We start from the raw sequence: 13,216 nt of genomic DNA on the forward strand, positions 1-13,216 counted from the left end.
GAACTCGTGCCAGCCCTTGAATGGAGCGACCTGGACCGTCAGGCCGTCGACGTCGTACGGGCCCTGGCGATGGACGCGGTAGAGAAGGCGGGTTCGGGGCACCCCGGCACCGCGATGAGCCTGGCACCCGCCGCCTACCTGCTGTTCCAGCAGGCCATGCGGCACGACCCCTCTGATCCCACCTGGGTGGGCAGGGATCGGTTCGTCCTCTCCGCCGGGCACACCAGCCTGACCCTTTACATCCAGCTCTTCCTGTCGGGTTACGGCCTCAGCCTGGACGACCTCAAGGCACTGCGCCAGTGGAACAGCCTGACCCCGGGTCACCCCGAGCACGGGCACACCATCGGTGTCGAGACCACCACCGGCCCGCTCGGCCAGGGCCTGGGCAACGCGGTGGGCATGGCCATGGCGGCCCGCCGCGAGCGCGGCCTGTTCGACCCGGACGCCGAGCCGGGCACGAGCCCCTTCGATCACATGATCTGGTGCATCGCCTCCGAGGGTGACATCGAGGAGGGCATCAGCCACGAGGTCAGCGCCATCGCCGCCCACCAGAAGCTGGGCAACCTGGTCGTCGTCTTCGACAGCAACCACATCTCCATCGAGGACGACACCCAGATCGCGCTGAGCGAGGACATCGTCAAGCGTTACGACGCCTACGGCTGGCACACCCAGACCGTCGACTGGACGCAGACCGGTGACTACGTCGAGGACGTCGAGGCGCTGCACCAGGCCCTGGAGGCCGCCCGCGCGGAGACCGACAGGCCGTCGTTCATCCGCCTGCGCACCATCATCGCCTGGCCCGCGCCGAACAAGCAGAACACCGGCAAGGCCCACGGCTCGGCCCTGGGCGCCGACGAGATCGCCGCCACCAAGACGGTCATGGGGCAGGACCCGGCCAAGAGCTTCGACGTCCCGGCCGAGGTGCTCGATCACGTCCGTGAGGTCGTCGAGCGGGGCCGCACGGCCCACGCCGAGTGGGAGAAGGGCTTCCAGAACTGGCGCGAGGCCAACCCCGAGCGTTTCGCCCTGTTCGAGCGCGTCTCCGGGCGAGAGCTCCCCCAGGGCTGGGCCGAGGCGCTGCCCACCTTCGAGCCCGGCGCCTCCGTCGCCACCCGCAAGGCCTCCAGCGAGGTGCTCAACAGCCTCGCGCCGGTGCTGCCCGAGCTGTGGGGCGGCTCGGCCGACCTGGCCGAGTCCAACAACACCACGATGAAGGGCGAGCCGTCCTTCATCCCCGAGGAGTTCCAGACCAAGGAGTTCCCCGGCAACCGCTACGGCCGCACGCTGCACTTCGGCATCCGCGAGCACGGCATGGGGGCGATCCTCAACGGCATCGCGCTGCACGGCGGCACCCGCCCCTACGGTGGCACGTTCCTCGTCTTCAGCGACTACATGCGCCCCGCCGTACGGCTCGCGGCGCTGATGAGGCTGCCGGTCACCTACGTGTGGACGCACGACTCCATCGGCCTGGGCGAGGACGGCCCGACCCACCAGCCCGTCGAGCACCTGTGGTCGCTGCGCGCCATCCCCGGCCTCGACGTGGTCCGTCCCGCCGACGCCAACGAGACGGCCGCCGCGTGGCGGACCGTGCTGGAGCACAACGACCGGCCGGCCGCGCTGGCCCTGACCCGGCAGAACCTGCCCGTCTACGAGGGCACCGCGGACGCCGCGAAGGTCGCCAAGGGCGGTTACGTCCTGCAGGACGCCTCCAACGGCCAGCCGTCGGTGATCCTGATCGGCACCGGCTCCGAGGTCGAGCTGGCCGTCCAGGCCCGCGAACTCCTGGAGGCCGAGGGCATCCCGGCCCGGGTCGTGTCGATGCCGTGCGTCGAGTGGTTCCAGGCCCAGGACTCCGCCTACCGGCAGACGGTGCTGCCCCCCGCGGTCCGCGCGCGTGTCGCCGTGGAGGCGGGAATCGCACTGGGCTGGCGGGAGTTCGTGGGAGATGAGGGGGAAGTAGTCAGCTTGGAGCACTTCGGTGCTTCGGCTCCCTACAAGACCCTTTACGAGCAGTTCGGTCTCACCGCCGAGCGAGTCGCTGCCGCCGCCAAGGCCAGCCTCGCGAAGACCGGGGCCGACAAGGGCGAGACGACGGGAAACTGATCATGACTGAGATCCTGAAGAGACTTTCCGAGCAGGGCGTCTCCATCTGGCTGGACGACATCAGCCGCGAGCGCCTGCGTACCGGCAACCTGGAGGCGCTGATCCGCGAGAAGTCGATCGTCGGCGTCACCTCCAATCCGACGATCTTCGCTTCGGCGCTGAGCAAGGGCGACGCCTACGACACCCAGCTTCACGACCTGAAGGTGCGTGGAGTGGACCTCGAGGAGTCGGTGCGTGCCATCACCACCTACGACATCCGCTGGGCCGCCGACGTGCTGAAGCCCGTCTACGACGCCACCCGCGGCGTGGACGGCCGGGTCTCGATCGAGGTCGACCCCCGGCTGGCCAGGGAGACCGACAAGACGATCGCCGAGGCCCGCGCGCTGTGGTGGATGGTCGACCGGCCCAACCTGTTCATCAAGATCCCGGCCACGGTCGAGGGCCTGCCCGCGATCGCCCAGGCGATCTCCGAGGGCATCAGCGTCAACGTCACGCTGATCTTCTCCCTCGAGCGCTACCGCGCCGTGATGGAGGCGTGGCTGACCGGCCTGGAGCGGGCGAAGGCGAACGGCCTGGACCTGTCGGGCATCGAGTCGGTGGCCTCGTTCTTCGTCAGCCGGGTGGACGGCGAGATCGACAAGCGCCTGGACAAGATCGGGACTCCCGAGGCCCTGGCGCTCAGGGGCAAGGCCGCGGTCGCCAACGCCCGCCTGGCCTTCGCCGCCTTCGAGGACGTCATGAACTCCGCGCGCTGGCAGGCCCTGGCCGCCGCCGGCGCCCGCCCGCAGCGCCCGCTGTGGGCCTCCACCGGGACCAAGAACCCCGAGTACCCCGACACCCTCTACGTCGACGAGCTGGTCGCGCCCGGCACGGTCAACACGATGCCGGAGAAGACCCTCAACGCCGTGGCCGATCATGGCAGGATCAGCGGAGACACCGTCCGCCCCTTCTACGAGCAGGCCTGGAACACCATGGCCGCGCTCAAGGAGATCGGCATCGACTACGACGACGTCGTGAGGTTCCTGGAAGAGGACGGCGTGGCCAAGTTCGAGACGTCCTGGACCGAGCTCCTGTCCACAATCGCCGCCGAGCTGAAGAAGGCATGAAAGACATGTCAGTGTCCGTAACGTTCGACGACGAGAATCTGGCCGACCTGGCCTCGGAGGCGGTGGGCCGGCTCGTCGCCGAAGGGGTCCCCGCGGCCCTGGCGAACGGTGACCCCACGCTGTGGGGTTCGGAGGCCGAGCCCGAGGCGGCGGTCCGCCTCGGCTGGCTCACCCTCCCGCTGACGAGCCGGGAGCTGCTTCCCGAGATCGAGAAGCTGGTCGAGCGGGCCCGCGCGGAGAACCTGAACCACGTGGTCCTCGCGGGCATGGGCGGCTCCTCGCTCGCCCCCGAGGTCATCACGGCGAGCGCCGACGTACCGCTGACCGTGCTCGACACCACCGACCCCGGTCAGGTGGCCCGCGCGCTCGAAGATCGGCTGGAGAACACGATCCTGGTGGTCGCCAGCAAGAGCGGCGGCACGGCCGAGACCGACAGCCACCGGCGCATCTACGAGAAGGCCTTCCGGGACGCGGGGATCGACCCGGCCGACCGGATCGTCGTGGTCACCGACCCCGGCTCCCCGCTGGAGCAGAGCGCCATCGAGGCGGGCTACACGGTCATCCTGGCCGATCCCACCGTGGGCGGTCGCTACAGCGCCCTGTCGGCGTTCGGCCTGGTGCCCAGCGCCCTGGCGGGGGCCGACGTCAAGGAGCTGCTCGACGACGCGGCCGCCGTGCAGCCGCTGCTGTCGCAGACCGAGGGCAACCCCGGCCTGGACCTCGGCGCCGCCCTCGGCGCCGCAGCGGCCGAGGGACGCGACAAGCTCGTGATCGAGGACGACCTCTCGGAGATCAACGGCCTGCCCGACTGGATCGAGCAGCTCGTCGCCGAGTCCACCGGCAAGTCCGGCAAGGGCCTCCTGCCCGTCGTCGGCGCCGACCCGACCGGCGCAGGCGACGAGCTGGTCGTCGGGATCGACACCGACGGCGCGGTGACCGTCACCGGCCCGCTGGGCGCGCAGTTCCTCGTCTGGGAGTACGCCACGGCCATCGCCGGCCGCGTGCTCGGCATCGACCCGTTCAACCAGCCGAACGTGGCCGAGTCCAAGCAGAACACCGGCGAGCTGCTGGAGGAGGCCGAGCTGCCGGTCGGCACGCCGATCCTGGTCGACGGCCCGGTCGAGGTGTACGGCGAGCTGCCGGGGGCGGAGGCTCCCCAGGACCTGTCCGACGTGCTCACCCGGCTGCTGGAGACGATCCCCGAGGACGGCTATCTCACGATCATGGCCTACCTCGACCGGGAGGCGGCGTTCGACGCCCCCTACCCCGAGGGCGCCTCGTTCGAGGAGATGACCGACGCGTGGAGCGGGGCCGACCCGGTCACGCTGCGCGGGCGGCTGGCGGCGCGGACCGAGCGCCCGATCACCTTCGGGTGGGGCCCCCGGTTCCTGCACTCCACCGGCCAGTACCACAAGGGTGGCCCGCAGAACGGAGTGTTCCTGCAGATCACCGGGGCCGTCAAGGACGACCTCGACGTTCCCGGCAAGCCGTACACCCTGGGCCGCCTGCAGCTCGCCCAGGCCCTGGGCGACCAGGGCGCCCTGGCCAAGCGCGGGCGTCCCACCGTACGGCTGCACCTGACCGATCGCGTGGCCGGGGTCGAGCGGCTGCTCGCCGCCGCCCGGCAGGCCTGAACGGGCCGCTGGAGGTCTGAATGAACAAGGAAAACTCCGGGGTGAAAGCCGAAGAGCCCATAACCTCGGCAGCGAAGGAAGACTCCGAGGTGAATGCCGGCGGGCCCGTGACCACGGCCGCGGCGGCCTCGGTCACCTCCACCACCGAGGCGGTGGCGGAGGCCAACCCGCTGCGCGACCCGCGCGACAAGCGCATTCCCCGTGTGGCGGGGCCGTCCGTGCTGGTGCTGTTCGGCGTGACCGGCGACCTGGCGCGTAAGAAGCTGCTGCCGGCGATCTACGACCTGGCCAACCGGGGGCTGCTGCCCCCGGGGTTCTCCCTGGTGGGCTTCGCCCGCCGCGACTGGAAGGACCAGGACTTCGCGGAGCTCACCCACGCGGCGGTCAAGGAGCACGCGCGGACGCCGTTCCGCGAGGAGGTCTGGAAGCAGCTCTCGGAGGGCATCTTCTTCTGCCCGGGCGAGTTCACCGACGACGGCGCGTTCGACGCGCTGGCCATGATGCTCAAGGAGATCGACGAGACCCGGGGCACCGGCGGCAACTACGGCTTCTACCTGTCGGTGCCGCCGAAGTTCTTCCCTCTCGTGGTCCAGCAGCTCAAGCGGACCGGCCTCGCGGACGCCCCTCCCGGGAGCTGGCGCCGCGTGGTGATCGAGAAGCCCTTCGGGCACGACCTGAAGAGCGCCCAGGAGCTGAACGCGATCACCAGCGCGGTCTTCCCGGAGAGTTCGGTGTTCCGCATCGACCACTACCTGGGCAAGGAGACCGTCCAGAACATTCTGGCGCTGCGGTTCGCCAACAACCTGTTCGAGCCGATCTGGAACCGGGGTTACGTCGACCACGTTCAGATCACGATGGCCGAGGACATCGGCATCGGCGGCCGGGCGGGTTACTTCGACGGCATCGGCGCGGCCCGTGACGTGATCCAGAACCACCTGCTGCAGCTGCTGGCCCTGGTCGGTATGGAGGACCCGACGTCGTTCGGCGCCGACTCCCTGCGCAGGGAGAAGGAGAAGGTCCTCAAGGCGGTCCGGCTGCCGGCGGACCTGTCGCTGTCCACCGCCCGGGGCCGTTACGGGCCGGGCTGGCAGGGCGGCGAACCGGTCATCGGCTACACGCAGGAGGAGGGCATCCAGCCCGACTCGATCACCGAGACCTACGCCGCCGTCAAGCTGGAGATCGCCAACCGCCGCTGGGCCGGGGTGCCGTTCTACCTGCGCACCGGCAAGCGGCTCGGCCGCCGGGTGACCGAGGTCGCCGTGGTGTTCCAGCGCGCGCCCCACCTTCCGTTCAGCAAGGACGACACCGAGATATTGGGGCAGAACGCCCTGGTCATCCGGGTGCAGCCGGACGAGGGCATCACGGTGCGGTTCGGCTCCAAGGTGCCCGGCACCGCGATGGAGGTCAGGGACGTCTCGATGGACTTCGCCTACGGCGAGTCGTTCATGGAGTCCTCCCCCGAGGCCTACGAGCGGCTGCTGCTGGACGTGCTGATCGGCGACCCGCCGCTCTTCCCGCACCAGCGCGAGGTCGAGCTGTCGTGGCAGATCCTCGACCCGATCGAGGAGTTCTGGGCCTCCCAGGGCGCGCCGGAGGAATACCCGGCGGGCACGTGGGGTCCCAAGTCTGCCGACGAACTGATGGCCCGCGACGGCCGCGTCTGGAGGAGGCTCTAAATGACGAGTTTCATGCTCAGCGGCACGAACGCGTCGAAGATCTCCTCCCAGCTCACCGCGCTGCGGCACCAGATGGGCACCCCGGCGGTCGGCATGGTGCTGACCCTGGTGGTGATCTGCGACGAGAGCGAGCAGTACGACGCGGTACGGGCCGCGACCGAGGCGGCCAGGGAGCACCCCTCCCGGATACTGGTCGTCATCTCCCGCGACCCGAAGGAGTCGAACCGGCTCGACGCCGAACTGCGGTTCGGCGAGTCCACGCCCGGCGAGGTGATCCTGCTCCGCCTGTACGGCGAGCTCACCAAGCACGCCGAATCGGTGGTCAGCCCGCTGCTGCTCACCGACACCCCGGTGGTGGCCTGGTGGCCGGGCGACTGCCCCGACATCCCGGCCAAGGATCCGATCGGCATGCTCGCCCAGCGGCGCATCGTCGACGCGCGGGCGGCGGCCGACTCGGTCGCGGCGATCGCCGGCCGGGCTCGCGGTTACGTGCCCGGTGACACCGACCTGGCCTGGACCCGGCTGACGACGTGGCGGAGCCTGCTGGCCGCCGCGTTCGACCAGCCGGTGGGCAAGGTCAAGAAGGGCACCGTGGAGGCTGTGACCGGTCACGCCAGCGCCCTGCTGCTGGCGGCCTGGCTCGGCGAGCGTCTCGGCGCCCCGGTGAAGGTCGTCGAATCGGCGGGCCCGGGACTGACCGCGGTGAAACTGGCCACGGCCGACGGCGACATCGTCATCGCCCGCGGCGACGGCCGCATGGCCATGCTGTCCCGCCCGGGCCAGCCTGACCGCCGGGTCGCCCTGACCCGGCGCCCGAAGTCGGAACTGCTCGCCGAGGAGCTCCGGCGACTGGATCCCGACGAGATCTACGAGGCCGCGATCCGGCGACTCGCCCGGAACCACAAGTCCTGACCTGTGAGCGCCCCGCGGCCTGCCGCGGGGCGCTCGTCCTTTGAACTCGTCCTTCGAAAGAGACCCACCGTGAGTGTTCCCACTGTGATCATCCATCGTGACGCCGACGTGCTCGCCAAGGCGGTCGCCGCCCGGGTGATCACCCGCATGGTCGACGACCAGTCGGCGAAGGGGTCGGCCTCACTGGTGCTGACCGGCGGCACCATCGGCCTCGCCACCCTGGCCGAGATCGCCGCCTCCCCGGCCCGCGACGCCGTCGACTGGCGCAACCTGGACATCTGGTGGGGCGACGAGCGCTTCCTGCCCGGCGGCGACTCCGAGCGCAACGAGACCGGGGCCCGCAAGGCCCTCCTCGACCACGTCGACGTGGATCCGGCCCGGGTTCACGTGATGCGCGGCCCCGACTCGGGCATGAGCGCGGAGGAGTCGGCCGAGGCGTACGCCGAGGAGCTCCGCAGGGCCTCGCGCCCCGAGGACCACGGCCCCGCGCCGTCCTTCGACGTCCTGATGCTGGGCATGGGCCCGGACGGCCACGTGGCCTCGCTGTTTCCCGGCATGCCCGCGCTGTACGACACGCGCCCGGCGATGGCGGTGCACGGATCGCCGAAGCCGCCGCCCACCCGGATCTCGCTGTCGCTGCCGGTCATCCAGGCCGCGCGCGAGGTCTGGGTGATCGCCGCCGGTGAGGAGAAGGCCTCCGCCGTACGACTGGCCCTGTCGGAGTCGGGATCCATGCAGGTTCCGGCGGCCGGTGCCCGCGGGCGCCAGCGCACCCTTTTCCTGCTGGACAGGGCCGCCGCCTCCAAGATCCCCGCTTCCCTGGGCCGCATCTCCTCCCCCTGATTCGAACACGGGAAATCCTCGCAAATGACACCTCGTTTGCGGGGATTTTTCATATACCGCCGCTCCACATCCGAGCCCCTGCCGCACGGCCCCGAAGGGGTACGTCGTCGACGCGATCGATGGTCGTGCGGCTGACTTCTACGCCTTCCACGGGTTCCTCCCGGTCAAGGACAACCCCCGGCCGGCTGGTGATGAAGACGTCCACGGCGCGGGCCGCGCTCACCGCTCCCTGACCGTCGGCCGTGCGCGGCGGTTCACGGTGTCACCGGGGCGGTGGGCAGGCCGTCGATCTCGGCGAGGATCTCCTTCTTGCCGGTCTGGTCGAGGGAGGACGCGTTGACGGCGTTGCGGGCCAGCCCGGCGAGGGCCTCCCGGTCCAGGCCGAAGACCTCGGCGGCGACCCGGTACTCACCGCTGAGGGTGGTGGCGAACATGGGCGGGTCGTCGCTGTTGAGGGTGACGAACAGTCCTTCGGCCAGCATGCGGGGCAGCGGGTGGTCCTCGATGCGGCCCACTTGGCCGGTGCACACGTTGGAGGTGGGGCAGACCTCCAGGGGGATCCGGGTCTCGCGCAGGTGCGCGACGAGACGGGGGTCGTCCAGGCAGGCGATGCCGTGGCCGATCCGCTCGGCGCCCAGGTGGTCGAGAACCTCCCAGATCGTCTCGGGGCCGCTCATCTCCCCCGCGTGCGGCAGGCTGCGCAGCCCGGCGGCGGTGGCGGCGCGGAAGGCGTCCCTGAAGGCGTCGCGATACTGCGGGCGCTCCTGCTCGATTCCCGCCAGCCCGAAACCTACCAATGCCCGGGGAGGTTCCTGCAGGGCATGGTTCAGGGTGATCCGGGCCGCCTCGACGCCGTACTCGCCGGGGATGTCGAAGATGTAGGCCACCTGGACGCCGTGCTCGTCGCGGGAGCGCCGGGCCGCCGAATCCAGCGCCTCGGTGACCTCTCGCATCGGCATGCCCATGATGTGGTGCGCGTACGGCGTGACGGTCAGCTCGACGTAGCGCGCGTTCTGCCGGGCCAGGTCCCGGGTCAGTCCGGTCACCAGGGTCGCGACGTCCTCGGGGTCGCGGACCAGGGCGTTGACCGCCTGGTAGACCTCGGCGAAGTGCGGGAAGTCGCGGAACCCGTAGAAGGCGCGCAGTTCCTCCTCGGTGGTGGGCACCCGGCTGCCGGGGTGACGGCGGGAGAGCTCCAGCACGGTGGGGACCGAGGCGGAGCCGATCAGGTGAACGTGGAGCTCGACCTTGGGGAGCGCGTCGATGAACGCGTTGATCGTCATGCGGCCGACCCTACGCACGCTCCGCCGATCTCAAAAGACATTTGCCGTCAATCTAACAAGAAAATGTAAGCTTGCTCTCGCAAGGGTCCGAGAACGGCTGAAACGATCACGAGATGCCGGTTTTCGATCGGTGCGCCGCTCCACCGATTCACCGATCCGCCGGTCGAGCACACGGCACCTCGCTCCCGGCCTCGGCTCTCGGCCCTCGCCCCGGCCGAGCCCGCGACGTCACGGAGACCGCGCCGGGCCTCCTCTCTTTTGAGGACCCCGGAAGTCGCCAGGAAAACGTGCGTCCGGCCACGGTTTCAACGGGATTCCGTGGCGTATATCCCCTCGCTCACCGAGCCCTCTGACGCATAGTGGGATACAAGAGCAACTCGACACCTCTCCCGGAGGCCCTCGTGTTCGAGCGCTTCACCGACCGTGCCCGCCGCGTCGTGGTCCTGGCCCAGGAAGAGGCCCGGCAGCTCAGCCACGACCACATCGGCACCGAGCACATCCTGCTCGGGCTGATCGGTGAGGAGGGCGGCGTCGCCGGCCAGACCCTGCGGAACTTCGGCATCGGCGGCGAGCAGATACGAAACGACGTAGAAGAGATCATCGGCAGGGGCGAGGAGAGCCCCGGCGGCCACATCCCCTTCACCCCTCGGGCCAAGAAAGTGCTGGAGCTGTCCTTGCGGGAGGCGCTCAACCTGCATCACGGCTACATCGGCACCGAGCACATCCTGCTCGGGCTGATCCGTGAGGGCGAGGGGATCGCGGCGCAGGTGCTCGTCAACCGGGGTGCGCGACTGGAGGCCGTACGCGCCCAGGTGATCGCGCTGACCGGACGGCGCAGGGACCGCCCCCTGAAGGCCGAGGAGGGCTTCGGGGGCATCGGGTCGCCGCTCACCACCAGGCTGGAGCGGATCCAGGAGAGCCTCGATCGGATCGAGCGCCGCCTGGACGCCCTGGAGCAGCCGCGAGACCCCTGAGCCGCGGTCTCTCCGGTTCGCGAGCCCCGAACGATCGCGAACCGGAGAGACGACCAGGTGATGGCTTACGGGGCCGCCGTCGCCATCACGCCCACGGCCAGCCTGGCCTCCACCACGCCGGGGTCCTCGGTGTAGCCCAGGGTCGCGCCGAGCGAGACCAGGAGCCTGCGCATGCGCGCGTTGTCGGAGAGCAGGGTGGCCCTGACCTCGGCGAACCCCAGGTCGCGGGCCTCGCGGACGAGCATCCTGGCCAGCACGGTTCCCAGCCCCCTGCCCTGCCAGCGGTCCTCGACCAGGAAGGCCATCTCGGCGATCCCGGGATCCGGGGTGAACATCAGGTTGGCCAGCGCGATCACCTGCCCGTCGTGCCCGGCGACGAGCGAGTAGCCGCGGCTGCGGTCGCAGAACCGGTCGAAGGCCCTGGGCGGCAGCAAGGGCATCGAGGTGAAGTAGCGGAACCTGCGAGCCTCGGGTGAGCAGCGGTCGTGCAGGTCGCGGACGGCTTCGCGGTAGACCTGGGTGAGCGGCCGGATCTGGACCTCGACGCCGTCGGACAGCTTGATGTCGCGACCGGTCCCGGCCTGGTGGACGGGGGGCTGCGCCAGCCGTACGAAGGAGGCGGCGCGGGCGGCCTCGGTCAGGGTGAAGGGCAACTCGGCCCTGCGCACCCGGATCGCCCGGCGCGCGGCCACGGGAACGGTCAGCAGCGTCGGGTCCGGAAGATCGCTCATCTCTGAACCGTAGACCCAGCGGGAGTCGTCGGCGCGCAGCAACTCTCCGAGCAGTTCGGGCAGCCTCCAGGGCGCCGCCCGCAGCCGGGAGGCGAGCAGGAGCACGCGGGTGGGCTCGTCGGTCAGCTCGTGGGCGGTGGCGGTGACGACCTGGACCCGCCGTCCGCCGGCCGCCTCCAGTGCCTCACGCACCGCCTCGGCACCGGCGGGGATGTCCGTGACGAACTCGTCCACCGTGCCGTCGGCGTCGGTCTGCACACTCAGACCCAGGATGTTGCCGCCCTTGGCCGCGAGTGCGGCGGTCAGCGAGGCCAGGCGTCCCGGCCGCTCATCGACAGTCGTACGAATCCGTAGAAACCCCATCAAAACACTCCCTCTGTTGTGCACAGCTTCGCCCAGCCCTGTTACGGGACTGCTACACAGGAGTGAGCCCGTCGTTACGTCTGCAAAGATCCCTTATGGGCCGTTCCACGGCGGTTTTACAACGGTTTCCGTTGGAAGATGAACTCTAATTAACGGATATAGAAGGATATGAATCCATGAGCACGCGTGTTCCCCTGGCTGGGGACTTTGTCAACGGAGACGTCTCCTTCTGGTACCGCTCCCTCGGCGTTCCCGTGCCGGCGAACCCCCTGGAGGGCGACCGCGAGGCCGACGTGGTCATCGTCGGCGCCGGTTACACCGGCCTGTGGACCGCCTACTACCTGAAGAAGGCCAGCCCGGGACTGCGGATCGTCGTGCTGGAGAAGGAGTTCGCCGGGTACGGCGCGTCCGGGCGCAACGGCGGCTGGCTGGTCGGCGAGCTCGCGGGCACCCCCGAGCGCTACGCGAAGACCCACGGTGTGGACGCGGCCAGGAGGCTCCAGCGGATGATGTTCGAGTCCGTCGACGAGGTCATCGCCGTCGCCGCGAACGAGGGCATCGACGCCGACGTCGTCAAGGGCGGCGTCACCACGGTCGCCACCAACGCCGCCCAGGACCGGCGGCTGCGCGAGCTGCTCGCCCATGAGCGCCACTGGGGCTGGACCGAGGAGGACGTCCGGCTGCTCGACCCGGCCGAGCGGGAGAGCCGCCTGCGGGTGAAGGGCGCGGTCAGCGCGATCTGGAGCCCGCACTGCGCCCGGATCCAGCCCGCCAAACTGGCCGTCGGCCTGGCGCGGACCGTACGGAACCTGGGGGTGGAGATCTTCGAGCGCACCCCGGTCACCAAGATCGTCCCCCGGGAGGCCCGCACGCCGTACGGCACGGTCCGCGCCGAGTACGTCATCCGCGCCACCGAGGGCTTCACCGCCGAGCTGAAGCAGTACCACCGCGCGTGGCTGCCGATGAACAGCTCGATGATCGTCACCGAACCGCTGGGCGACCTGTGGGACGCGATCGGCTGGGAGGGCAACGAACTGCTCGGCGACATGGCGCACTACTACATGTACGCCCAGCGCACCGCCGACGGCAGGATCGCGTTCGGCGGACGCGGCAAGCCCTACCTGTACGGCTCGCGCGTGGACGACCGCGGCCGCACCCACCGGTGGACGATCGAGGCGCTCTGGGATCTGCTGACCGGGATGTTCCCCGCGGTGAAGGACTCCACGGTGGCGCACACCTGGTCGGGGGTGCTCGGCGTGCCGCGCGACTGGTGCGCCACCGTGCACGTGGACCACTCCACCGGCATCGGCTGGGCGGGCGGCTACACCGGCCACGGGGTCACCACGACCAACCTCGCCGGCCGCACCCTGCGCGACCTGATCCTGCGCGAGGACACCGAGCCGGCGTCCATGCCCTGGGTGGGCCGCAAGGTGCGAGGCTGGGAAGTGGAGCCGCTTCGCTGGATCGGCGTGCACGCCATGTACGACCTGTACCGCCGGGCCGACGCCCGGGAGAACGCCGGACTCGGCCGCACCTCCGTGCTGGCACGCATCGCGGATTCCATCACCGGACGCTGAGGAGAGACATGACC

General features: G+C 70.1%; 9 protein-coding genes and 1 pseudogene. 8 read left to right on the forward strand and 2 right to left on the reverse strand.

What is annotated here, in order from left to right; genetic code table 11:
- Window positions 1-69 precede the first annotated feature (69 nt).
- From tkt to pgl, 6 genes are all read left to right on the forward strand, one after another.
- Window positions 70-2,103, forward strand: coding sequence for a transketolase (gene tkt / locus J2853_RS18850; protein WP_307568728.1), 2,034 nt, complete (start codon window positions 70-72; stop codon window positions 2,101-2,103).
- A 2-nt stretch (window positions 2,104-2,105) separates the two neighbouring features.
- A complete protein-coding gene (tal, locus tag J2853_RS18855) occupies window positions 2,106-3,209 on the forward strand; it encodes a transaldolase (protein ID WP_307559710.1) in 1,104 nt (367 codons plus the stop codon).
- Window positions 3,210-3,214: 5 nt separating this feature from the next.
- Window positions 3,215-4,843: a phosphoglucose isomerase-related protein gene (locus J2853_RS18860; RefSeq protein ID WP_307559712.1), complete on the forward strand. Its 1,629-nt coding sequence runs from the start codon at window positions 3,215-3,217 to the stop codon at window positions 4,841-4,843.
- A gap of 20 nt (window positions 4,844-4,863) precedes the next feature.
- Complete coding sequence (gene zwf, locus J2853_RS18865; protein ID WP_307559714.1) at window positions 4,864-6,519, forward strand: glucose-6-phosphate dehydrogenase; 1,656 nt, start codon at window positions 4,864-4,866, stop codon at window positions 6,517-6,519.
- Complete coding sequence (locus J2853_RS18870) at window positions 6,520-7,431, forward strand: glucose-6-phosphate dehydrogenase assembly protein OpcA (protein WP_307559715.1); 912 nt, start codon at window positions 6,520-6,522, stop codon at window positions 7,429-7,431.
- Between the two features lie 69 nt (window positions 7,432-7,500).
- Window positions 7,501-8,274, forward strand: coding sequence for a 6-phosphogluconolactonase (gene pgl / locus J2853_RS18875; protein ID WP_307559718.1), 774 nt, complete (start codon window positions 7,501-7,503; stop codon window positions 8,272-8,274).
- 254 nt (window positions 8,275-8,528) lie between these two features.
- Here pgl and add read toward each other — a convergent pair whose 3' ends face one another.
- Window positions 8,529-9,557 carry an adenosine deaminase gene (add, locus tag J2853_RS18880; protein WP_307559720.1) on the reverse strand — a complete coding sequence of 343 codons (1,029 nt, stop codon included), beginning with the start codon at window positions 9,555-9,557 and terminating at the stop codon, window positions 8,529-8,531.
- 401 nt (window positions 9,558-9,958) lie between these two features.
- On the opposite strand from add, the pseudogene J2853_RS18885 reads away from it, so the two are divergent.
- Window positions 9,959-10,528 (forward strand): annotated as a pseudogene (locus tag J2853_RS18885) (Clp protease N-terminal domain-containing protein); the annotation flags it as partial.
- A 68-nt stretch (window positions 10,529-10,596) separates the two neighbouring features.
- On the opposite strand, the gene J2853_RS18890 reads toward J2853_RS18885, so the two are convergent.
- Complete coding sequence (locus J2853_RS18890; RefSeq protein WP_307559722.1) at window positions 10,597-11,625, reverse strand: GNAT family N-acetyltransferase; 1,029 nt, start codon at window positions 11,623-11,625, stop codon at window positions 10,597-10,599.
- Between the two features lie 176 nt (window positions 11,626-11,801).
- Between J2853_RS18890 and J2853_RS18895 the strand changes: the two genes are divergently transcribed.
- Complete coding sequence (locus J2853_RS18895; protein WP_307559724.1) at window positions 11,802-13,202, forward strand: NAD(P)/FAD-dependent oxidoreductase; 1,401 nt, start codon at window positions 11,802-11,804, stop codon at window positions 13,200-13,202.
- Window positions 13,203-13,216: the final 14 nt, after the last annotated feature.

The sequence above is a fragment of the Streptosporangium lutulentum genome (assembly GCF_030811455.1).
Taxonomy (GTDB): Bacteria; Actinomycetota; Actinomycetes; order Streptosporangiales; family Streptosporangiaceae; genus Streptosporangium; species Streptosporangium lutulentum.

Bases quoted from the DNA above. Each gene is read 5' to 3' on its own strand.
- tkt (WP_307568728.1), top strand. From the start codon at position 70: ATGGACGCGGTAGAGAAGGCGGGTTCGGGGCACCCCGGCACCGCGATG.
- tal (WP_307559710.1), top strand. From the start codon at position 2,106: ATGACTGAGATCCTGAAGAGACTTTCCGAGCAGGGCGTCTCCATCTGG.
- J2853_RS18860 (WP_307559712.1), top strand. From the start codon at position 3,215: ATGTCAGTGTCCGTAACGTTCGACGACGAGAATCTGGCCGACCTGGCC.
- zwf (WP_307559714.1), top strand. From the start codon at position 4,864: ATGAACAAGGAAAACTCCGGGGTGAAAGCCGAAGAGCCCATAACCTCG.
- J2853_RS18870 (WP_307559715.1), top strand. From the start codon at position 6,520: ATGACGAGTTTCATGCTCAGCGGCACGAACGCGTCGAAGATCTCCTCC.
- add (WP_307559720.1), bottom strand. From the start codon at position 9,557: ATGACGATCAACGCGTTCATCGACGCGCTCCCCAAGGTCGAGCTCCAC.
- J2853_RS18890 (WP_307559722.1), bottom strand. From the start codon at position 11,625: ATGGGGTTTCTACGGATTCGTACGACTGTCGATGAGCGGCCGGGACGC.
- J2853_RS18895 (WP_307559724.1), top strand. From the start codon at position 11,802: ATGAGCACGCGTGTTCCCCTGGCTGGGGACTTTGTCAACGGAGACGTC.